Origin of the sequence: Streptosporangium album (assembly GCF_014203795.1) — a bacterium.
Taxonomy (GTDB): Bacteria; Actinomycetota; Actinomycetes; order Streptosporangiales; family Streptosporangiaceae; genus Streptosporangium; species Streptosporangium album.
The window spans coordinates 2398603-2420595 of record NZ_JACHJU010000001.1 but is presented as its reverse complement, the minus strand read 5'-3'; the positions used below and the strand labels follow the sequence as shown (position 1 = coordinate 2420595).

18 protein-coding genes are annotated in these 21993 nt (G+C 71.6%); 10 read left to right on the top strand and 8 right to left on the bottom strand.

The features are described 5' to 3' along the window. Positions 1 to 91: 91 nt before the first annotated feature. The 4 genes from FHR32_RS11425 to FHR32_RS11410 form a co-directional block, all read right to left on the bottom strand. Entirely contained in the window at positions 92 to 1738 is a 1647-nt protein-coding gene (locus FHR32_RS11425) for a DNA repair helicase XPB (protein ID WP_184754290.1), read from the bottom strand. Between the two features lie 137 nt (positions 1739 to 1875). Continuing rightward, entirely contained in the window at positions 1876 to 2556 is a 681-nt protein-coding gene (locus FHR32_RS11420; protein WP_184754289.1) for an MgtC/SapB family protein, read from the bottom strand. Between the two features lie 145 nt (positions 2557 to 2701). After that, positions 2702 to 5068, bottom strand: coding sequence for a helicase-associated domain-containing protein (locus FHR32_RS11415; protein WP_184754288.1), 2367 nt, complete (start codon positions 5066 to 5068; stop codon positions 2702 to 2704). Positions 5069 to 5169: 101 nt separating this feature from the next. Next, positions 5170 to 5793: a TetR/AcrR family transcriptional regulator gene (locus FHR32_RS11410; RefSeq protein WP_184754287.1), complete on the bottom strand. Its 624-nt coding sequence runs from the start codon at positions 5791 to 5793 to the stop codon at positions 5170 to 5172. A gap of 266 nt (positions 5794 to 6059) precedes the next feature. Here FHR32_RS11410 and FHR32_RS11405 point away from each other — a divergent pair, with 266 nt between their 5' ends. Further along, on the top strand, positions 6060 to 6689 hold the full coding sequence (locus FHR32_RS11405; RefSeq protein WP_312882263.1) for an HAD family hydrolase: 630 nt from the start codon (positions 6060 to 6062) through the stop codon (positions 6687 to 6689). Positions 6690 to 6882: 193 nt separating this feature from the next. Continuing rightward, positions 6883 to 7281 carry a cold-shock protein gene (locus tag FHR32_RS45895; protein WP_184754286.1) on the top strand — a complete coding sequence of 133 codons (399 nt, stop codon included), beginning with the start codon at positions 6883 to 6885 and terminating at the stop codon, positions 7279 to 7281. Between the two features lie 26 nt (positions 7282 to 7307). Here the strand turns inward: FHR32_RS45895 and FHR32_RS11395 are convergent, their stop codons facing one another. Further along, positions 7308 to 8906 (bottom strand): MFS transporter, encoded by a 1599-nt coding sequence (locus tag FHR32_RS11395; protein ID WP_312882262.1) that lies wholly within the window; start codon positions 8904 to 8906, stop codon positions 7308 to 7310. 201 nt (positions 8907 to 9107) lie between these two features. Here FHR32_RS11395 and FHR32_RS11390 point away from each other — a divergent pair, with 201 nt between their 5' ends. Together FHR32_RS11390 and FHR32_RS11385 are read left to right on the top strand one after the other, a co-directional pair. Further along, positions 9108 to 9926 (top strand): DUF3027 domain-containing protein, encoded by an 819-nt coding sequence (locus FHR32_RS11390; RefSeq protein WP_184754285.1) that lies wholly within the window; start codon positions 9108 to 9110, stop codon positions 9924 to 9926. Positions 9927 to 10020: 94 nt separating this feature from the next. Further along, positions 10021 to 13080 carry a sacsin N-terminal ATP-binding-like domain-containing protein gene (locus FHR32_RS11385; protein WP_184754284.1) on the top strand — a complete coding sequence of 1020 codons (3060 nt, stop codon included), beginning with the start codon at positions 10021 to 10023 and terminating at the stop codon, positions 13078 to 13080. A 55-nt stretch (positions 13081 to 13135) separates the two neighbouring features. On the opposite strand, the gene FHR32_RS11380 is transcribed toward FHR32_RS11385, so the two are convergent. Beyond that, complete coding sequence (locus FHR32_RS11380) at positions 13136 to 13426, bottom strand: DUF2530 domain-containing protein (RefSeq protein WP_184754283.1); 291 nt, start codon at positions 13424 to 13426, stop codon at positions 13136 to 13138. Positions 13427 to 13527: 101 nt separating this feature from the next. On the opposite strand from FHR32_RS11380, the gene FHR32_RS11375 reads away from it, so the two are divergent. The 4 genes from FHR32_RS11375 (at position 13528) to thpR (ending at position 17823) form a co-directional block, all read left to right on the top strand. After that, on the top strand, positions 13528 to 15021 hold the full coding sequence (locus FHR32_RS11375; protein ID WP_184754282.1) for an NCS2 family permease: 1494 nt from the start codon (positions 13528 to 13530) through the stop codon (positions 15019 to 15021). Between the two features lie 312 nt (positions 15022 to 15333). Next, positions 15334 to 15795, top strand: a complete 462-nt coding sequence (locus FHR32_RS11370) for a MarR family winged helix-turn-helix transcriptional regulator (RefSeq protein WP_184754281.1) — start codon at positions 15334 to 15336, stop codon at positions 15793 to 15795. Positions 15796 to 16052: 257 nt separating this feature from the next. After that, positions 16053 to 17294: an MFS transporter gene (locus tag FHR32_RS11365; protein ID WP_184756480.1), complete on the top strand. Its 1242-nt coding sequence runs from the start codon at positions 16053 to 16055 to the stop codon at positions 17292 to 17294. Next, a complete protein-coding gene (thpR, locus tag FHR32_RS11360; RefSeq protein WP_184754280.1) occupies positions 17251 to 17823 on the top strand; it encodes an RNA 2',3'-cyclic phosphodiesterase in 573 nt (190 codons plus the stop codon). Before FHR32_RS11365 ends, thpR begins: the two co-directional genes overlap by 44 nt. A 98-nt stretch (positions 17824 to 17921) precedes the next feature. Here thpR and FHR32_RS11355 read toward each other — a convergent pair whose 3' ends face one another. Next, positions 17922 to 18890 (bottom strand): aldo/keto reductase, encoded by a 969-nt coding sequence (locus FHR32_RS11355; protein WP_184754279.1) that lies wholly within the window; start codon positions 18888 to 18890, stop codon positions 17922 to 17924. A gap of 82 nt (positions 18891 to 18972) precedes the next feature. Next, positions 18973 to 19128 carry a hypothetical protein gene (locus FHR32_RS11350; protein ID WP_221465364.1) on the bottom strand — a complete coding sequence of 52 codons (156 nt, stop codon included), beginning with the start codon at positions 19126 to 19128 and terminating at the stop codon, positions 18973 to 18975. Between the two features lie 131 nt (positions 19129 to 19259). On the opposite strand from FHR32_RS11350, the gene FHR32_RS11345 reads away from it, so the two are divergent. Both FHR32_RS11345 and FHR32_RS11340 read left to right on the top strand, forming a co-directional pair. Then, on the top strand, positions 19260 to 20549 hold the full coding sequence (locus FHR32_RS11345) for an MATE family efflux transporter (RefSeq protein WP_184754278.1): 1290 nt from the start codon (positions 19260 to 19262) through the stop codon (positions 20547 to 20549). Between the two features lie 380 nt (positions 20550 to 20929). Continuing rightward, on the top strand, positions 20930 to 21943 hold the full coding sequence (locus FHR32_RS11340; RefSeq protein ID WP_246466101.1) for a YjiK family protein: 1014 nt from the start codon (positions 20930 to 20932) through the stop codon (positions 21941 to 21943). Positions 21944 to 21993 lie beyond the last annotated feature (50 nt).

Here is a 21993-nt window from a genome sequence, read left to right as displayed (position 1 = left end):
TGGCCCAGCGAGGGGGTGGTTTCCTTGTCGAAAAACCGCGGTATTTCGTGGACCTGATCGACGCAGGCGACGGCGTGTCCGCCGGGTGGCGCTACTCCTCGGCGAGCACGTCGTCCGCGTCGATGATCTGGTAGGCGTATCCCTGCTCGGCCAGGAAACGCTGCCGATGCGCCGCGAAATCCTGGTCGACCGTGTCCCGGCTGACCACCGAGTAGAAGCGCGCCCCGCCACCGTCCGACTTGGGCCGCAGCACGCGGCCGAGCCGCTGGGCCTCCTCCTGCCGTGACCCGAAGGTGCCCGACACCTGGATGGCCACCGCGGCCTCCGGCAGGTCGATGGAGAAGTTGGCCACCTTGGAGACGACCAATACCTGGATCTCCTTGTCGCGGAACGCCTGGAACAGCCGCTCCCGCTCCTTGACCTTCGTCTCGCCCTTGATCACCGGAGCGTTCAGGTGCTCGCCCAGCTCGTCGAGCTGGTCGATGTACTGCCCGATGACCAGCACCTGCTCGCCCGGGTGCCGCTGGACCAATGCCTCGGTCACCCGGCTCTTGGACGGCGTGGTCGCGCAGAACCGGTAGCGCTCCTCGGACTCGGCCATGGCGTAGGCGAGCCGCTCGGAGTCGGTCAGCGTCACCCGCACCTCGACGCAGTCGGCCGGGGCGATCCAGCCCTGGTTCTCCATCTCCTTCCACGGCGCGTCGTAGCGCTTGGGGCCGATCAGGGAGAACACGTCCCCCTCCCGGCCGTCCTCGCGCACGAGCGTCGCGGTCAGCCCCACCCGCCGCCGGGCCTGCAGGTCGGCGGTCATCCGGAAGATCGGCGCGGGCAGCAGGTGCACCTCGTCGTAGACGACCAGACCCCAGTCGCGGGCGTCGAACAGCTCCAGGTGGCGGTAGACGCCCTGCCTGCGGGTCGTCATCACCTGGTAGGTGGCGATGGTGACCGGCCGGATCTCCTTCTTGGTGCCGGTGTACTCGCCGATCTCGTCCTCGGTGAGCGAGGTCCGCTTGAGCAGCTCCTGCTTCCACTGGTGCGCCGAGACCGTGTTCGTCACCAGGATCAGCGTCGTCGCCTTGGCGTGCGCCATCGCCGCCGCGCCCACGATCGTCTTGCCCGCGCCACAGGGGAGGACGACCACGCCCGAACCGCCGTGCCAGAACGCCTCCGCGGCCTCCCGCTGGTAGGAGCGGAGCTGCCAGCCGTCCTCGGCCAGCTCGATCGGGTGGTGCTCGCCGTTGACGTATCCGGCCAGGTCCTCGGCCGGCCAGCCCAGCTTGAGCAGGTGCTGCTTGATGTTGCCGCGCTCGCTCGGATGCACTGCCACGGCGTCGGGGCCCAGCCGCTCGCCCAGCAGCGGCTGGATCTTCTTGGAGCGCAGCACCTCCTCCAGCACGGCCCGGTCCGTGCTGGTCAGCACGAGCCCGTGGACGGGGTGCTTCTCCAGCCGGAGCCTGCCGTACCGCGCAATGGTCTCGGCGATGTCCACCAGCAGCGCGTGCGGCACCGGGTAGCGGCTGTGGCCGATCAGCGCGTCGACCACCTGCTCGGCGTCGTGTCCGGCGGCCCGCGCGTTCCACAGGGCCAGCGGGGTGATCCGGTAGGTGTGCACGTGCTCGGGCGCGCGCTCCAGCTCGGCGAAGGGCGCGATCGCCTTGCGGCACTCGTCGGCCCGCTCGTGGTCGACCTCAAGGAGCAGGGTCTTGTCGGATTGAACGATCAATGGTCCGTCAGTCAAAGACTTCTCCCTTGTGTACGGCCGGCGAGCCCATGGTCGCACCCGCGCGGGGGGATCTGCCGGTCCGTTCCCGGCCACCGGCTCCCCGTCCTCCGTATGTCCAACAGAGACAGGCCTCCGGACAGTCCCTGATCGGCTCAGCTGTCGAGCGCGCCGCTGGCCCCCGCGATGATGAGGGCGACGACACCCAGGACGACCAGCGCGACGTTGATGCCGATGCTGATCCAGGTCCACTTGAGGAGGTTCCTGGCACCCTGGGGGTCGGTCTGGACCTTCCCCAGCGCGATGCCGGCCACGATGGCTCCGGCGATGCCGCCGAGGCTGATGTAGCAGCTCAGGCCCAGCACGATGCTGATGACGAGCGCGACGATCGCGTGGGTCCTGACGCCGTCGGTGTTCTGCTGCTGGGGCGGGTAGCCGTAGCCGTAGCCGGGCTGGTGCTGTCCGTAGGGCTGCTCGCCGTACCCCTGTCCGTAGGGCTGTTCGCCGTAGCCCTGGCCGTACTGGCCCGGCTGGCCGTACCCCTGGCTCTGCTGGCCGTAGCCCTGGTCGTAGCCGGGCTGCTGGTATCCCTGGCCGGGCTGGTCGTAGCCCTGCTGGCCGTACCCCTGGCCCTGCTGCCCGTAACCCTGGCTCTGCTGCCCGTAGCCCTGCTGGCCCTGGTCCTGCTCGTCGAACCGCCGGGTCTGCCCGTGGTCCGGCTGCTGGTTGCCGTACCCGGGGCTCTGGCCGGGGCCTGTGCTGTACGGGCTCTTCCAGTCATCCGGATTCGTGCTGGGACCCTCGGGGTGACCGCTGCTCACTGTCGATCGTCTCACTTCTGTTGAGTTGGAGATATCGGCTGATATCACGATATTGGGTTGCACTGTGCGGGAGGCAAACAGCGCAGCCGCGTCCAGACGGATGGATTGGAGGACAGATCACCCGGCCCGGAGCCGCTCTTGCGCGGGGGGTGAGGACATCTCAGTTGATGTCCGCGATGCCGGTGATGCGGTGCAGGGCGAAGCGGTGCACCGCGGTGCGGGTCTCGTCGTAGGCGGTGAGATAGCCACCCTCCATTCTGGCGGGTTCGAGGATCCGGCTGGTGGCGTTGCCCTGGGAGTCGAGGTAGCCGATCCAGACCTGGGAGCCCTGCCGGATGGCCTCGCGCAAGGCGACGATGGTGGCGGTCGCGGGGGAGCGGGGGACCTGGCCGCCAGGGGCGTCGACGGGAGCGCGGCGTGCCTGGTGGGCGGCGTCGCCGGCCCGGACGGCGCGGACGGCCGCCGCCACGACGTCGGCCTCCAGGCCGTTGAACGTGGCGGGGGGCCGGACGAGCGGCTGACCGTCGGTCCTGCGGACGTCGAGCTGGGTGATGATCACGTCGCCGTCCAGGGACTCGGCCGCCGGGGCGTAGCCCATCGCGCGCAGCGAGTCGATCAGGGTCGGCCGGGTGGTCTTGGAGGCGATCACGGTGGGGGCGAGCCGGCGCAGCCGTAGCGGTATGGCGCGCCTGTCGGCCATCACCTCGTCCAGCAGCGAGGGGTCGTCGCAGCGCACGTAGGCGCTCGCCGTACCGACGCGCATGCGGCCGTGGCGGCGGGCCACATCCGCGACCAGGTAGCCGAGCGGCTGCGGGACGGGCGTGGCCGAGTGCCGCTCCAGCATGGCCAGCATCTCGTCGGCGCTCTGCCCCGCGTCCAGCGCCCGCCGGATCGACCGTTCGTCGAACCGGTAGACCGTCGCCCCTCCGGTGGACTCCACATCGGCGGCCAGCGCCAGCCACCGCCGCAGGTCGCTGGTGAGCGGACCCGGGGCGACGGCTGTCAGGTCGGCCTGGAGGAGCACGTGGTCGAGGGGCTCCGGCAGCAGCGGGGCCAGGAGCCGGCCCGCCGACATCGCGCGGTCGCCGCCGGGGAGCAGGGCACGGCCGTGGTCGACGATGGCGCCGAGGCCGGTCACCCCGATCTGCTCGGCCTCGCGCAGCGTGAACTCCACCAACTGGTCGCGCTGCCCGCCACGGCGGCGAGGCTGCTCCCAGGCCAGGCGCTCGCGCACCGACTCCAGGGTGGGGGCCAGTCCGGGCCCGGCGACGGCGAGCATGCCCAGCGTGGCGGTGCGGACCTCGGCGGCCGCCGTACGGCGCAGGTCGGGGTGGAGGGCGTTGAGCAGCCGGTCGCGCTCGTCGCGCTCGCCGATCACACCCGGCACCCGGTCCATGGTGAGCCAGGTCGTGGCCAGCGCCGTCCAGCGGTCCTCGGTGCCCTTCACCCGCCAGGCGTCGTAGGCCGGGGTGGGCAGCCAGTCGCCGTCCACCGTGCCGCTCGCCGACACCAGCCCGGCCGCGTGCGCCACCTCGATGACCAGTCCCGCCGCCCACTCGGGCAGGTCGAGCAGGCCCGAGGCCCGCTTCAGGTCGCGTACGGCCAGACCGCCGCCGCGGAGCACACCGGGGGGATCGACGCTCCAGCGCTCGCACAGCTCCTCCACCGCGCGGGTGAACGCGAACGCCTGTCCGGCGGCCGTGCGGTCGGCGAGCCTCCGGTCGCGGGCGGTGCCCTCCAGCGCGGGCGAGACGGGGGAGAGGTCCTGGTGGATCCGGCCGTCGCGCAGGAACAGGCCGACCTCGCGCGGCAGGACGACGGTCTCCTCGCCGGTGGCGCCGAGCAGCGCGCGGGAGAGCAACTGCTCGATCGGCGACTGGGCGGTGGCGGCCCGCACCTCCCGGCGCGCGTTGGGCACCCGGCCGCTCGGGGGCCCCCAGGCCAGCTCGTTGAGCGCCGCCCGCGCCTGGGGCGAGACGTCCTGGATCAGCCGTCCGACGACTCCGGGGTCGCCGAGCAGCCCGGCGAGGGTCTCCTTCGTGCCGTCACCGCCGCCGATGTCCTGGACCAGCTCGGCCAGACGCTCGGCGGGATGGTGTCTGAACACCTCCACCGCGGGCGGACCGAGCCCCGCGGGCACTTCGAGGATCTCCCGCACGCCGGGGGCCGGAGCCATGGCGCCGTCGGGCCCGTAGACCAGGGCCAGGGTCCGCAGCCGCTCGACCGTCTCCTTGAGCGCGCGCCGGAACGCCGCGTCCGGCGGTCTCCGCAGCGCAGGGGTCATCTGGGCGCACAGCGCCTTGGCGGTGATCGGCGACGGGAGCACGGCCAGCGTCTCGATGACCGAGAGCGTGAACAGGTCGAGACGGTCGAGCACGCGGCCGACCGCCGACGGGCTGCTCGCCCGCCCGGCCAGCCCTTCGAGGTGCGCCGGGACCGGAGTGATGAGCTCGGGTCGCACGGCGACGAGGGCCCGCAACTGGTCGTCGCTCCGGCTGCGCAGCCACTCGGTGAACTCCGTGCTCATTCCGTCAATGGTAGGAGGCCTTACCGACAGTGCGGGGCTCCGGGAAAGCCGGTTTTATTGCGACAAACCGTGAATACGGGGAGAAAAGCGTTTTCATCGGCTCAGCCGATCGCCTGGGCGGCCGGTCGCGGCAACAGGCCCAGTGCCAGGCGCACCCAGGAGGCGACGAAGCGATCGCACTCGGCGCAGCCGGGGGGCTCGCCCACGGTCTCCTGGAAAAGCCGGTAATGGACCACCGCGCCGCCGAGCACCGCGCCGATCGCGGGCCAGTCCAGATCGGCTCCGGCGTATTCCGGCTGGGTGCGGAACCACCTGGTGATCGCGTCGAACATGGGCTGCAGCAGGCCCTCATGGACGACCGCCACCAGCTCGGGGAACCGGCTGAGATCGCGGAAGAAGACGCGCGTCAGCTCGCTCTCCTCGCGGACCTTGGCCAGCCCCGCCCTGCACAGGCGCGTCAGGCGCTCCTCGACGCCGGCGGAGGAGTCGGCGGTGCTCGTCTCGGCCAAGGTCGCGGCGATCTGCGTCCGAGTCCGCGCGGCGTGCTCGTTCACCGCCGCGGCGAGCACCTCGTACTTGGACGTGAAGTGCCGGTAGAGTCCCCCGGCGCCGGGCGACAGCCCGGAGGCGGCCTCGATCTCCGCCACCGAGGTCGCCGTGTAGCCTCGCTCGGCGAACAGGCGCAGGGCTTCGTCGACGATCCGCTCGCGTGTCGATCTGGTCATTTCTCGGCTGGTACCTCCCTTATGACCCTATCCAGTGCCTGACCATCGGTTCTCGGCGCACCGCACCAGATGCGGAAGGTAGATGGGTGCGGAGCCCCCACCCCGGCCTCCGGGGCCGGTCCTCCTCCGGCCGGTGGCGCGCTCTCCCGAAAGGTTTTCAGGCAGGTGGGCCACGTGCGGCGGCCGGAGATTACCCCTGTTCCCCAGAGATTTGGCATCCTTCGGGGGGCGGTGGACGACATTCGCCGCGAAACGGACGAGGAGCGGTGAGTGACCGAATGAGCTCGGTGGGGTTCGACCTGGACTTGACGCTCGCGGACACGCGCGCCGGCATCGCCGCCGTCTACGACGAGGTGGCGCTGCGCATCGGCGTCCCCATCGACAGCGCCGTCGTGGTGGCGAGGCTGGGGCCGCCGCTGGAGTGGGAGCTGGCCCACTGGCTGCCGCCCGAGGAGGTCCCCGCGGCCGCCGCCCTCTACCGGTCGCTGTACCCCTCGATGGCCGTCCCCGCCACCACTCTCATGCCCGGCGCCCGCCAGGCCGTCGAGGCCGTACGGCGGGCCGGCGGCCGGATCATCGTGGTGACGGGGAAGAACACCCTCGACGCGGCCAGGACCGTCAAGTTCCTCGGGCTGGACGTGGACGAGGTCGCCGGATCGGTCTTCGCGGCGGCGAAGGGCCCGGCCCTCGCGAGGTTCGGCGCGACGGCCTACGTCGGAGACCACGTCGCCGACATCGAGGCGGCGCGGGCCGGGGACGCGGTCAGCGTGGCGGTGGCGACGGGCGTCTACCCGATCGGAGAGCTGCACGATCACGGGGCCGACGTGGTGCTCGGCGATCTGACCGAGTTCGCCGACTGGTTCGACGGGTGGCGGGCCCCCGCCGAGCTCGTGTGACCCGGGGCCGGTCGGCCCTGCATGGAGCCGCCGGAGATCTGAAACACCAGGTCAGAATGGATGTGCGCCTGATAGTTCCAGGCCGGTGGTTCGCACGCCGTGATTCAGGCCCAAATAGACGGTCGCCCTCGGCGTCTCCTGGGCATAACCTACATCCATTCCTTTTCACGACAGTCTGAACGAGGTCACCCCTGTGCCGAGTGGCAAGGTCAAGTGGTACGACGCCGACAAGGGTTTCGGCTTCCTCACCCGCGACGACGGCGGTGAGGTCTTCGTGCATTCTTCCGCGCTGCCCGGTGGCGTGGACGCGCTCAAGCCCGGCCAGAAGGTCGAGTTCGGCGTGGCGGAGGGGCGCCGCGGCCAGCAGGCGCTCTCGGTCCGCGTGATCGACCAGCCCCCCACGCTCGCCAAGGCCGTCAAGCCGAAGGGCAAGCGCAAGAAGCCCGACGAGATGGTCGTCATCGTGGAAGACCTGATCAAGCTCCTGGACGCGGTCTCCACGTCCTACCAGAAGGGCAAGCACCCCGAGGCCGCGCACGCCAAGCAGATCGCCGCCGTGCTCCGCGCCGTGGCCGACGACCTGGACGACTGACCTTCCCCCCGGACACCCCCGCGGCCTCAGCCGTGGGGGTTGGTCAGCGGCTTGGTCCGCTTCTCGGCCGGAGGATCGTCACGCCGCACGACCGCGGTCGTCGTTCCCGGGGGGTCCGGCCACGGACGCTCCCGCGGGGCCGCCGGCCGGTCATCGGGCGCGGTCCCGGCGTCGGAGCCGGCCCGGGGGCCGGCCGCCCGGGCGGCCTCGACCCTGGCGTCCCTCGCGTCGGACCGCCTGCGGCGCCGTAGCAGCAGCCAGCCGAGCGAGCCTCCCAGCGCGGCGGCCATCACCGCGAGCCCGGCGGACCCGCCGGCGAACAGCGACAGCCACAGGCCGGCCAGCCCGCCGATCACCCACGCGATCTGCAGGAACGCCTCCACCACGCCGAAGGTGGACGAGCGCACCTCCTCGCCGATCTCGCGCTGCACGATCGCATCCAGCGCGAGCTTGCCCAGTCCCTGGGCGAACGAGGCCACCAGCGCGACGGCCACCGCGGTCCACAGGGTGAACACGACCGCCGCCACCACCGTGGTCACGGCCGACAGCGCGAGCGTGGACAGCACGATGATCTGCGGGGAGCGGGTGCGCACCCAGGAGGCCACGGCCGTTCCCGCCAGGCCGCCGACGCCGGCGGCCACCGCCAGCGCGCCGATCGTGACGGCCGGGGCGAGGCCGGGCAGCTTCCCGTCCTGGACGAGGAAGAGCAGGTAGAAGAGGAGGAACCCGGAATAGAGGCGGATGGCCACGTTCGCCTGCATCGCCTCGGCGACCACCGGGCCCACGTTGAACATGGTGCGCCAGCGGGGCGGCCGCTCCCCGCCCTCCTCCTCCAGGTCCAGGTCGGGGGAGTCGACGTGACGCGGGAGCCGTACGGCCAGGACGCCCTGGAACAGGAAGACGACCGTGGCCCCCCGCAGCACCCACTCGGCACCGAGCCACGCGCTGGCGCCCGCGCCGATCGGGACCGCGACACCGGCCGTGACCAGTGCGAACAGGGCGACTCTGGCGTTGGCGGTGACCAGCGCGATATCGGCGGGCAGCACGTTCGGCATGATCGCCGCGCGGGAGACGCTGTAGGCCTTCGACAGCACCAGCACGGCCAGCGCCCCGGGGAAGATGGTGAACACGTCTCCGGGGATGATCGCCGCGGCCATCGCGAAACAGAGCAGGCCGCGTCCGAACAGGGTGCCCGCCATCACGAAGCGCCGGCCCGAGCGGAACCGGTCGAGGACCGGGCCGACGAACGGCGCGACCACCACGAAGGGGATCATCGTGATCAGCAGGTAGAGGGCGACCTGGCCCCGGGCCTCGTTCACCGGAAGCTTGAACAGCGTTCCCGCCAGGGCCGCGGTGACCAGCGCGTCGCCCGCGCTCTGCGCCGCGGTCAGTTCGATCAGCTGGCCCAGCCCCGTACGGCCCGCGCCCTGGGCATAGGTCAGCCGCCGCGTGGCTCTGCCGACCCACTGTGTCCCGTTCGCCGCGCCACGGCCGGCCCGCACGGTCGCCCGCCCCGTGCCCCTGCCCGCGCGCACGGTGGCCCGTCCCGCCCCGGCGGCTGAGCGGCCGATCAGACGGGAGGCCTCGCCCACCGTCTTCCGCGCTCGTCCCCACCCATTCGCCACGCATCCAGTCCTACCCGATGACATCAGCCCCATGGCTCATGCCACGCGACCCCGGCGTTCACCGGGGGCACTCCCGGTCTCGCGGCCTGCCACCGGTGCAGTACGCTCCGGGCATAGGCGAGAATGAAGTGTGAGTCAGCGCAGCGAGCGAGCCAGAGAGCAGAGTGGCCGTCGGGTTGCGAGGCCGACGGAGGAGGACTCGTGAGTCGTACCCGATCCCGCACCGCGCCGCTTGACCCGGCATGCGTCGCCGCCGCCGACCTGGCCCGCTCCGCCATCGGGGAGATCGTCAGGCTCGGTGATGTGGGCGAGCACCTCGGAGTCGAGGGTGAGGGCGAGCGTGTCGTCACCCATTACTTCGACTGCCTGGACCGCGCCTACCGCGGCTGGCGCTGGGCCGTCACCGTCGCCCGAGCCTCCAGGGCGCGCAACGTGACGGTCAGCGAGGTCGTGCTCCTGCCCGGGACCGGCGCGCTGCTGCCCCCGGAGTGGGTGCCGTGGAGCGAGCGGCTCCGTCCCGGAGACCTCGGGGTGGGCGACCTGCTGCCCGCCGCCGCCGACGACGACCGGCTGGCGCCCGGCTTCACCGAGACCGACGACGACTCCGACCGCCAAATGATCTTCGAGTACGGCCTCGGCCGGGCCCGGGTGCTCTCCCCGATCGGCCGCGACCGCGTGGTGCGGCGCTGGCACTCCGGCGAGTCCGGCCCGCACACGCCGCTCGCGCACGCCGCCCCCGCCCAGTGCTCGACCTGCGGCTTCTACTGGCCGCTGGCCGGCGCGCTCGGGGTCGGGTTCGGTGTCTGCACGAACGAGTACGCTCCCGACGACGGCCGCGTGGTCGCCGCCGACCACGGCTGCGGCGCGCACTCCGAGGCCGCCGTGCTGCCGCACCAGGTCGAGCCCACCTCGCCCATCCTGGACGACCTCGCCTACGACCACCTTCCCGAGGACTCCCCGGAGCCGGAGCCGGCCGGTTCCGTGGACGACGCCGGCAGCGAGCCGCTCGGACACTCCTGATCTGACGTTCTCCGCAGGCCGCCGGGACACCCCTGGCCCTGCCGGCTGCCGTGCGACGTGACCTGCGGGCCCTTCGACCTTTGGACTCATCGCTGTGACTGACATTTTCGGCACCGACCGACTGCGCTCCGCCGTGCTCGCGGCCTGGACGGCCTCTCCCGCGCGTTTCCGGGAGGACGCCAACGCCGAGGAGGACTTCGCGCTCGGCGGCTACCGTGACCGGCTGATCGTCGAGCTCGCCCAGAACGCCGCCGACGCCGCGCTCCGCGCGGGAGTGCCCGGCCGGCTGCGCCTGTCGTTGCGCGAGGGGGTGCTGTCGGCCGCCAACACCGGCGCCCCGGTGGACGCCGCCGGGATCGAGGGACTGTCGACGCTACGCGTCTCCGGCAAGCGTGACGAGTCCGGCATGGCCGGCCGGTTCGGTGTCGGTTTCGCGGCCGTGGTGTCGGTCACCGACGAGCCGGTGATCGGCTCGCTCGGGTCCGGGGTCGTCCGCTGGTCGCGTGACCAGACCACGTCCCTGGTGGCCGCCGAGCCGGCGCTGGCCAAGGAGCTCGCCGAGCGCGGCCGACACGTCCCGCTGCTCCGCCTGCCGTTCCCGGCCGGCCCGCTGGAGATCCCGACAGGGTTCGACACCCTTGTACGGCTGCCGCTCCGCGACCGGGCGGCCGAGGACGCCGTCCGCCGGATGCTGGAGGAGACCGGGCCCGCGCTGCTGCTCGGCCTGCCCGCCCTGGAGTCGATCGAGATCGACCTGGACGGTGAGGTCAGGACGGTCCTGCCGGACGGCTGGCGGGTGGTGTCGGCCTCCGGGCGGTTCACCCCGGAGCAGGTGGCCGAACTGTTCGCCGACCGGCCGACCGAGGAGCGCGCCCGGCCGTACTGGCTGGTCCGCTGGGCGGTGCCCGTCGGCGGACCTGCGGACGCCTCCCCGGGCGGACCGGCGGAGGGGGAGCCCCGTCCGCTGCCCGCGCGGGTCCCGCCGGTCGTGCACGCGCCGACGCCGAGCAACGAGCCGCTGGACCTGCCCGCGCTGCTGATCGCCTCGTTCCCGATGGCCACCGACCGGCGGCACGTGGCCATGGGCGCGCTGACCGACTTCCTGGTCGAACGCGCCGCCGACGCCTATCTCGACCTGCTCGCGGGGCTGCCCCGCACGCCCAAGCTGCTCGATCTCGTCCCCGGCCTGATGGGCAAGGCCGAGCTCGACGCCCACATCCGCCGGGCGATCCTGCGCCGGCTCCCCGACGCCCCGCTGCTCCCCGCGCTCTCCCCGCCGGCCTCTCCGCCTGACTCCGCACCCGCGTCTCCTCCGAGTACCGAGAACCTGGTCGTGACGGGACAGCAGGCGTCCGTGGTGGCGGCCCCGGCGGAGCTGCTGGAGAAGATCGCCGCCATGGTGCCCGGCCTGCTGCCCGCCGGGTGGCCGTCCCGGCACCCCGCGATCACCACACTCGGCGTCAGGCGGGTGCAGCTCTCCGACGTCGTGGACATGCTCTCCGGCGACGCGGTCTCCGACCGGGACCCGGCCTGGTGGCGGTCGCTGTACGAGGTGCTGCCCGCCGACGACCCCGAGGCGCTCGGCGCGCTGCCGGTGCCGCTCGCCGACGGCCGCCTGGTCCGTGGGCCGAGGGGCACGCTTCTGCTGGCCGACGGCTCCGCGCTGGACCCGGCCGTGCTCGCCCCGCTCGGACTGCGCGTCGTCCACCCGGAGGCCGCCCATCCCCTGCTGCTCCGGCTCGGCGCGGGGGAGGCGACGCCCCGGACGGTCCTGGAAGACCCGCTGACCCGCGCCGCCGTCGCACAGTCTCTCGACAGCCCCGACGCGGAGCCGGTGGCCCAGGCGGTCCTCGCGCTGGTGGAGTCGGCCGGACTGACGGCGGGCGAGGCGCCGTGGCTGGCCGAGCTGGCGCTGCGCGGCACCGACGGCGAGCTGTATCCGGCGGGTGAGCTGCTCCTGGCCGACGGTTCGCTGGCCGGGTTGCTGGACGAGGAGACGCACTTCGGCACGGCCGCGCCCGAGCTGGTGGAGCGGTACGGCCCGCGTGTCCTGGCCGCGGCCGGGGTGCTCGACGGCTTCGCCGTGGTGAACGACACCGATGTCATGATCGACCCGGATGACTGCGACCACGACCTCGACCGTGAGGACGAGTGGCTGGAGGCCGTTCTCGACCTGCTGCCCGAGCTGGACGTGCCGCCGGTCGCCCGGGAGTTCTCCGCCATCCGCGACCTGGAGTATGTCGCGGACTGGCCCTCGGCCCTCGCGCTGCTCTCGCGCCCGCCGCTCCGCTCGGTCCTGCACCCGCTCCGTGTCCTGGTCGCGGGCGAGGTCGTGGAGGTGCCCTCCTACACCGCCTGGTGGCTGTCCACCCACCCGGTGCTGAACGGCAGGCGCCCCACCGAGCTGCGGCTTCCGGCCGGTGACCCGCTGCTGTTCGGCCTGTACGGCGACGCCCCCGGGGGCATGGACGTGGCCGCGCTGGAGATGATCGGCGTCCGGACGACCCTGTCCGGCCTGCTCGCCTCGCACGGCGGACCCGACGAGCTGCTGGAGCTGCTCGCCGATCCGTCGATCGAGGTGGACCGGGCCCAGCTCAGGGCCCTGTGGGTGGCTCTCGCCGCCGTCGCCCCCGCCCGCGTCGCGCCCCCTCGCGCGGTCCGCGCCGTCCTGGACGGCGAGATCGTCGTCGCCGACGCCGAGGGCGAGGCGGGCGAGCCGGTCGTCGTCGAGGCGCCGGACCTGCTCCCGCTGGTCGCGGACCGGCCGCTGATCCTGGCCCCGTTCGACCTCGCCGAGACGCTGTCCGAGCTGCTCGACCTGCCGCTGGCCGGGGAGGAGGCCGCCGGTGAGGTGACCTCCTCGGGCACGGTCCGCGAGGTCCCGCCCGCCGTACGGTCACTGCTGCCGGGTGCGCCCGTCACCTACGTGGAGCACGAGAAGCTGCTGGTGGACGGTGTCCCCGCGGCCTGGCGGTTCTTCGAGGGCGTGGTGCACGCCGCGGGTGTGGAGGGCCTGGCCCGCGGGCTCGCGTGGGCGTCGGGCCAGTGGGGCGACCGGCTCGCCGCCGCCGCGCTGCTGCGTGACCCGGCTGCGGTGCCGCTGCTGCTCGCCGAGGCGGACCTGGACAGCTGGACCGCCTCGACCGGCCAGTAGCGCTCTGCAGGCCCGCCGCCCGCCGCGTCTCCCGCGTCGGGTGGCGGGCTTCCCGTCAGGGAGCCGGCGGGGTGGGGGAGATGGGCGGGATCGCCGTGGCGGGCTCGATCTGCTCCTCCGGGGCGGGTGGCGGTCCCCGGCGGTCGCGGCGCCGGACGTACCACAGGCCGAAAAAGCCGCCGCAGATGCCCGACACGCAGGTCCAGATCCACCATTGGTGCCCGGCGTCCGGCTGCACGATCAGGAGCACGAGAAGGGCGACCACCCACAGGCCCGTGCCCGCGAGGATCGTGGCCGTGTCGTTGGTCTTCAACGGCCGGAGCTCCGGACGGCGAGGCTGGTTCACATGCTCCAGCGTAGGCGACGAGGTCTCACTACCCGCAAAACGGGCCCTGTGAGGGCGCGAAACCGTCTCGAATGCATCACCATCAGGATCCGGGACTTCCGATGGGGGAAGCTCGCTGCCAACCTGCGTCCGTGAGTGACACTAAATCTTCCCAAATAAGCGGTCTTGACCGTTTCTTTCACATCTCTGACCGTGGTTCGTCGGTGGGCCAGGAAGTCCGCGGCGGCCTCGCCACCTTCTTCACGATGGCCTACATCGTCGTGCTGAACCCCTTGATCATCGCCACCGTCAAGGACGCGGACGGCCAGTTCATCGGTGACGGAAGCGTGCCCAACGTGCCGCTGGTCGCGGCCGGCACCGCGCTCGTGGCCGGTCTGCTCAGCATCCTGATGGGGGTCATCGGCAAGGTGCCGTTCGCGATGGCCGCCGGTCTGGGCCTGAACGCCTTCGTCACCTACGGCATCGCCTCGCAGATGTCGTGGGAGTCGGCCATGGGCCTGGTCTTCCTGGAGGGTGTGATCATCGCCCTGCTGGTGCTGACCGGCTTCCGCACGGCGGTGTTCAACGCCATCCCGCCCCAGCTCAAGACCGCGATCAGCGTCGGCATCGGCCTGTTCATCGCGCTGATCGGTTTCGTGGACGCCGGCTTCGTCCGCAAGGCGCCCGCCGTACCGCTGGAGCTCGGCATCGGCGGCAACCTGACCAGCTGGCCAATCCTCGTGTTCGTGGTCGGCGTGCTGACGATCGCCCTGCTGGTGGCCCGGAAGGTGAAGGGCGCCATCCTGATCGGCATCGTCGCGACCACGGTCCTCGCCGTCATCGTCGAGGCCGTCGCCAAGGTCGGCGGGTCGGGGACGCCCGACAGCCCGAACCCCTCGGGCTGGCGGCTCGTCGTGCCGACGATGCCCGAGGAGATCTTCGGGTTCCACAACCCGCTGGTGCTGTTCAAGGAGTTCGATCCGTTCGGCGCCTTCGGTTCCGTCTCCGTCATCCTGGCCCTGCTGCTCGTCTTCACCCTGCTGATCACCGACTTCTTCGACACCATGGGCACGGTCGTGGGCGTCGGCGCCCAGGCCGGACTGGTCAAGGAGGACGGGACGATGGACAGGACCCGCGAGATCCTCCTCGTCGACTCCATCGGCGCGGCGGTCGGCGGCGCGGCCTCGGTCTCCTCCAACACGACCTACGTCGAGTCGGCGGCGGGCGTCGGGGAGGGCGCGCGCACCGGCCTGGCCAGCGTCGTCACCGGGGTGCTCTTCCTGCTGGCCATCTTCCTGTCGCCGCTGGTCGCCGTCGTCCCCTACGAGGCCGCCGCCCCCGCGCTGGTCATCGTCGGCTTCCTGATGATGACCGCGATCCGCGAGATCGACTTCACCGACTACGAGATCGCCATCCCGGCCTTTCTCACGATCGTGCTCATGCCGTTCAGCTACTCCATCGCCAACGGCATCGGCGCCGGTTTCATCAGCTTCGTGCTGATCAAGCTGGCCAAGGGCAAGTCCCGTGAGATCCACCTCCTGATGTGGGTGGTCGCGCTCCTGTTCGTCCTCTACTTCGCTCTCGGCCCGATCAAGTCCCTGCTCAACCTCGGCTGAAACCCGGAGGCAACGCCGTCAGGTGATCCGCGTACGCTCACGTGATCACCATGACGGCTTTCGGCGCGGACGGGTCCGGAGTGACGCATGTCTCGGTGGTTCTCGCCGCCGAGGCCGGGACGGGTGGCCCAGCCGGGTTCGGTGAGCGGAGAACGCCCTGGTCATGGCGTTCCCGCCGGTTCCCGTCGGCGGGGGCGTCATGCTGTGGTTGGGCGCCGTCCGCGGGTCTGCCACGCTGTACGGCCGCGCCGGGAGAAATATCGTTGGAGGGAATCCCGTGAGTTCATATATAGTTAGCAAAGGTAATGACTTATGCTAACGAATCACCCCAAGAAGGACCCCGTCGCGAACCTGCGCAGCGACGCCGGTCTGGCTTCAGCACTGCGCGTGTCACTGGCACGCCTGAACAGACGCCTGCGCAGGCAGGCCGCGGGACACTCGCTGACCCCCACCCAGGTCGCGACGCTCGCCGCCGTGGAACGGCATTCCGGGATAACCCCCGGCGAATTGGCCGAGCTCGAGAAGGTGCAACCGCCCTCGATGACTCGCGTGATCGCCGTGCTGGAAGAGCGGGGGCTGGTGTCGCGAACACCGCACCCGACCGACCGGCGTCAGGTGACCGTGAACGTGACCGAGCAGGGCTCAACGCTGCTGAAGGAGGAGCGCCGCCGCAAGGAGGCGTGGCTGACGCAGCGGTTGAAGGAGCTGACGGCCGAGGAACGGACGGTGCTCCGGCAGGCGGCTCCGATTCTGGAGAAGCTCAGCAGGATCTAGCCGAACCCGAGGAACCCGGGGCCTCGGCGGACCCGCAGGACGCCGAGGCGCACGCCGTACCAGACGCGGGGGCGGAACGGCGGGCAGAGACACGACGGCCGCACCTCATGCGCGCCGTATCCGGTAAGAGGCCCGGCAAGGGGCTGGGACTGAAGGGGAGGCTGCGCCGGCGGCGGATCGCACGGGCCGCGGCCGCCGATGAGCTGCAGGCCGTCGAGAGCGGTACCGCGCAGGCCATGCCCAAGACACGGGACGGGATGTTCCGGTCGCTGCGCAACCACAACTACCGGCTGTTCGCGCTCGGCGGCGTCATCTCCAACGTCGGCGGGTGGATGCAGCGCACCGCGCAGGACTGGCTGGTGCTGGACCTGACACACGGCAGCGCCGCCGCGCTGGGCCTGACCACCGCGCTGCAGTTCCTGCCGCTGCTGCTCTTCGGGCTCTGGGGCGGCGTGCTCGCCGACCGCTACCCCAAGCGGCCGCTGCTGATGGTCGCCCAGTCGCTCATGGGTGTGCTGGCGCTCACCATGGGCGTGCTCGTCGTGACGGGGAACGCGCAGGTCTGGCACGTCTACGTGATGGCCTTCGCCCTCGGCCTCATCTCCTGCGTCGAGGTGCCGACCCGGCAGTCCTTCGTCGTGGAGATGGTCGGCCGCCAGGACCTGTCCAACGCCATCGCGCTGAACGCCTCCAGCTTCAACCTGGCCCGGGTGGTCGGCCCGGCCGCCGCCGGTGTGCTGATCTACGCGCTCGGCGGCACGGGCCCGATGTTCCTGGTCAACGCGGTGTCGTTCGGCGCGGTGCTCGCCGGTCTGGCGCTGATGCGCACCTCGGAGCTGACCACTCCCGACCCGGTGCCCAGGGCCAAGGGGCAGCTCCGCGAGGGGCTGCGCTACGTGCTGGACCGGCCGGACCTGCTGCTGCCGATACTGCTGGTCGCCTTCGTGTCGCTGTTCACGCAGTCGTTCTCGATGTCCATCGCGCTGATGGCCCGTCAGGTCTTCGGCGCGGGCGCGTCCTCCTTCGGCCTGGCCTCCAGCATGTTCGCGGTGGGCGCCCTGGGCGGGGCGCTGCTGGCGGCCCGGCGGGTGCGGCCCAGCCGGAAGCTGCTGATCAGCGGTGCGGCGTCGTTCGGGCTGTTCCAGATCGTCACCGGCCTGGCCCCGTGGTATCCGGTCTACCTTCTCCTCCTCATCCCCGCCGGCGTCGCGCTGATCACGACCAACACGGCCGCCAACACCAGCGTGCAGCTCGCCGCCTCACCGGAGATGCGCGGCCGGGTGATGGGCATCTACGTCCTGGTGATGACCGGTGGCGCCCCGATCGGTGCGCCGCTGCTCGGCTGGGTCGCCGACCTCGGCGGACCCCGTACGGGGGTCGTGATCGGAGGGGTGCTCAGCCTGGTCGGCGTCGGTGTGGCGATTATCCTGACCAGGATGATCGGCAGGAGGTCGCATGCGGCTGTTCGTAGGACTACCGCTGCCGCGGTGGGTGCGTGACGAGCTCGCCGGAGCTCTCGGACCCCACCGCGCAGCCTGGCCCGGCCTGCGCTGGCCGGACCCGGAGACCTGGCATGTGACGCTGGCGTTCCTGGGCGAGGTTCCGGAGGAGGTCCGGCCCGACCTGGAGACGCGGCTCGCCCGGGCCGCGTCCCGCCACGCGCCGATGACGCTGTCCCTCGTCGGCGCGGGCGCCTTCCCCTCGGCCCGCCGCGCCCGGGTCTTCTGGACGGGCCTGTACGGCCCCCGCCTCCGGCTCGTCCGGCTGGCCGGCTCCCTGGGGGCGGGGGCGGAGCGGGCGGGAGCCGTGCAGACCGACCGGCGGCCGCTCCGCCCGCACCTGACCCTGGCCAGATCCCGCACCGACGTCGACCTGAGCCGGTTGGTGGAGGACTTCGGGCCGTTCGCCGGAAGCTCCTGGGAGGCCGGCGAGGTTCACCTGGTGAGGAGCCACCTGGGGGCCGTGGTCCGTTACGAGACGGTCGCCACGTACCCCCTGGCGGCGCGGGCACCGGGTGGGCAGAGCTAAGCTCCAGGCGTGGATCGTCCCCGTCGCTGGCTGCTGCCCACGGTGCTCGCGTTACTCGTGCTGCTCGTGGTGATCGGCGCCCTGGTCTCCTAAGAGCGCTACCAGGCGTAGTGCTCGGGAGCCGTCTTGAACCCCGGGAAGATCTCGTCGAGCCGGGTCAGCGCCTTCTCCTCCAGTCTGATCTCCAGCGCCCTGGTGGTGCCGTCGAGCTGGTCGAGCGTGCGCGGGCCGATGATCGGCGCGGTGACGGCCCTCTGGTGGAGCAGCCAGGCCAGGCCGACGTTCGCCGGGTCCTCGCCGAGCTCGTCGCAGAACGCCTCGTACTGCTCGATCTTGTCGCGGTGCTTCTCCAGTTCCTTGGTCATGTTCTCCGAGGCCGAACGGCCCTTGTCGATCTTCCGGAGGATGCCGCCGAGCAGGCCGCCCGCGAGCGGGCTCCACGGGATCAGGCCCAGGCCGTAGTCCTCCGCCGCCGGGATGACCTCCAGCTCGGGCGCCCGGACGATCAGGTTGTAGTGGGACTGCTCGGAGACCAGGCCGACGGAGTTGCGGCGGCGGGCGGTCTCCTGGGCCTTGGCGATGTGCCAGCCCGCGAAGTTGGACGATCCGACATACAGGATCTTGCCCTGCTGCTTGAGGATGTCCATGGCCTCCCAGAACTCCTCGAACGGGGTGTCCCGGTCGACGTGGTGGGCCTGGTAGAGGTCGATGTAGTCGGTCTGCATCCGCTTCAGCGACGCGTCGGCGGCACGGCGGATGTTGAGCGCGGACAAACGGCCGTCGTTCGGCCAGTCGCCCATGTCGCCGTAGAGCTTCGTGGCGATGACCGTCTTCTCACGGCGGCCGCCCCCCTTGGCGAACCATCGGCCGATGATGTTCTCGGTGATGCCCTCGCCCTTCTTCCAGCCGTAGACGTTGGCCGTGTCGAAGAAGTTGATCCCCAGCTCGTGGGCGTGGTCCATGATCGCGAAGGAGTCGTCCTCCGAGGTCACAGGACCGAAGTTCATCGTGCCCAGGCAGAGGCGGCTGACCTTCAGGCCGGTACGGCCAAGCTGCGTATAGTCCATGGACCCACATTAAGGACCTGGAGTGCACTCCAGGCGAGCGCGCCGTGAAGAGTCCTGATCGGGCGCACCGGGCCGGTCGCGTTCACCTCCCACCCCCCAGGTGCGGCAGCACCTCGGCGGCGATCAGCTCCAGGTGATCGAGGTCGGCCATGTCGATCAGGCGCAGGTGCACCCGGGTGGCACCGATCGCGGCGAACTCGCCGATCCGCTCGACGAGCTGCGCGGGCGAACCGACCACGGGAGCCGCCGGAGGCGGCGCGCTTCCACCGCGCCGGGTGCGAACGCCCGCGACTTGAAATGATCTTCCTGGTATACTTATCCCGTGATCCCGGTCGGAGCAGACTTCCTCTCCCCGGGATTCTGCGTTTCATGAATCCGCACCGTGCCATCCTCGGCGCCGCCGTGCCCCTCTATCTCTCCATGGTCGCCTCGATGGTGGGCGCCCTGGTGGTGGTCTCCACCCTCGGCAGGCACGCGACCGCGACGCTGGCGGCGTTCGCCCTGGCCGGAGCGGTCTCCAATCCGGCGTCCGCCGCGGTGACCGGGGTCATGCGGGGCCTGATGCCGTTCCTCGCGCCGGTCCGCGACGACCCGGACGCGGCCGTCCCCGTCATACGTGACGCCCGATGGCTGGCCATGTCGGTCGGCGCGGCGGGCGCTCTCGCCGTGGCGTGCGTGCCGGTGATCGCCCGGGCCGGCGGGGTGCCCGGCGAGATCGTCGGCGAGCTCGGGGTCTACCCGATCCTGTCGGCGCTGAGCATCATGGTCGTGGCCCTCTCCGGCGGCGCGAACTCGACGCTCATCGCTCTCGGCCACAACCGGCAGGTCCTCTGGTCGGGCCTGACGACGACGGCCCTCACCGTGACGCTGACCTTCGCCCTGGTCCCATCGCTCGGTCTGACCGGCGCGGGGATCGCCCAGATCCTCTCCGCCTGCGCCGGGGTGGCGGTCTCCAACGCCTGCCTGCGCCGGTCGCCCCTGCTGAAGGGCCGCTCGCTCCGTCCGGGGAGGCCCAGGACCAAGGAGATCATCGCCCTGGCGAGGGTCGGCATCCCCCTGGCGGGAACCGTGCTGATCAAGTTCGCGGTGCTCGGCGTGGTGGCGTTCGCGGCGGCCCGGCTCGGCCCGGGCGACGGGGCGGTCCACACGATCCTCACCTCCCTGATCGGGTTCATCATGGTCGCCTCCATCGCGGTGGCCCAGGCCTCGATCCCGGTGGTGGCCCGCGCCGCCGGCCCACGCGAGGCACGCCGCGCCATCCGGGCGGCACTCATGATCGCGGTCGCCGGGGCGTCGGCCGGCGCTGCCGTCCTGGTGCTGTCCGGCGACGCCATGCTCGCGCTGTTCACCGACGACGCCGCCGTGGCGGACCGGGTGCTCGTACTGCTGCCGCTGATGCTGCTGTCGGCGATGGCCGACGCCTGCCAGGCGGTGATGGGCTTCGGCCTCACCGGGCTCAAACGCTCCTCGGCGAGCCTGATCTCCTTCGCGATCCTGTACGGCCTGCTCGCCCTGGCCGCCTTCCCGGTGGCAACGGCCGCGGGCCTCACCGGTCTCTGGACCACCCTGATCGCGACGAACCTGCTGCTCGCCGCCGCGCAGGGCGGTAACTTCCTGCGCCACAGCGCGCTGGTCAGGCCGGTTCCGGTGCCGGCCTGACCAGCCGGCCTTCCACTCGGCCTGGCGCGGGCCTCACGTCGGCTGGTCGCCGGACCGTTCGTAGAAGAGGGGAACCACGGGGTTGAGCACGGTCCGAACCACCCAGTCGTCGAATTCCTCGCGCGATGACGGGATGTCCGAGTAGACGAGAAGGCCTTCCTTAGAGGTACATCTCTAAGATCGTTTCCAGCACCTCCACGCCGAAAGTGCCACGCCCTCCTGCCGCCGTGACGCCCGGCGCCGGGGACGATCCGTCCCGCCGCTTTCGGCAACGCTTGTCTGACCTTGATGGAGACGAGAGGCGCCCGAACCGCTTCCTGAGTCCGGCGACAGGGCATGATGGCGGGATGGGGAGTAGGGCGGGGGATGTCGTGGTTCGCATGCTCGCGGTCACCGTGCTGGCCGGGACGGCGATGTTCGCGGGACCGGGAGCGTCGGCCGACGACGACCCGCCCCTCTTCACCATCAAGGACAGCCGCATCACCGAGTCGAGCGGGCTGGCGGTCTCGCCGACGCACAAGAACGTCTACTACACCCACAACGACAGTGGGGCCGAGCCGGTCTTCTACGCCCTCGGACCCAACGGGCGGACCCGTGCGAGGTTCACCCTCCAGGGGGCGGTGGCCCGTGACTGGGAGGCGATGGCCGCCTCCAGGGATCCGGCGACCGGCGCGGGAGTGCTCTGGTTCGGCGACATCGGCGACAACTTCGACGGGGCCTGGCCCGACATCTCCGTCTACAAGGTGACGGAGCCCACCACCATGCAGGACGCGGTGCTCCCCGCCGTCCGCTACCGGTTCCGCTACGAGGACGGCGGGCACAACGCCGAGGGCATCATGGTCCATCCCCGCACCGGGCGGCTCTACGTGGTGACCAAGCAGTTCGCCGGGGCGGTGTACGCCGCCCCGAAGCGGCTGCGCACCGACAAGGTCAACGTGCTCCGCAAGGTCGGCGCCGCGCCCATGATGGCCACCGACGCCGCTTATGCCCCCGACGGGTCGAGTTTCGTGATCCGCACCTACTTCTCCGCCACGGTCTACCGTGCTCCGGGGGAGCAGATCGCCCGGGTGTCGATGCCCCCGTTGGAACAGGCCGAGTCGATCGCCTACACCGCCGACGGCAAGGCGCTGCTGACCGGCACCGAGGGAGCCGCCAGCCCGGTCTACCGCGTGCCACTGCCCGCCGAGGTCCTCCGGGAGACGGCGCCCAAGCCCAAGCCCAAGCCCACGCCCACACCGCCGCCCGCCAAGAAGGGCGGGACGGCGCTGGTGTCCGACTCCAGAGCGGACGAGGACGCCGACGCCGGGGTGCCGAACCTGGCCGTGGCCGCCTGGCTGGCGGCCGCGGCGGCGGCGACCGGCGTCATCACCCTCATCGCCCGCCGTACGCGTTAGGCCCTGTCCCGCAGAACCCGTCCGCCTGGGCGACCGCAGGAGGCGGAAGG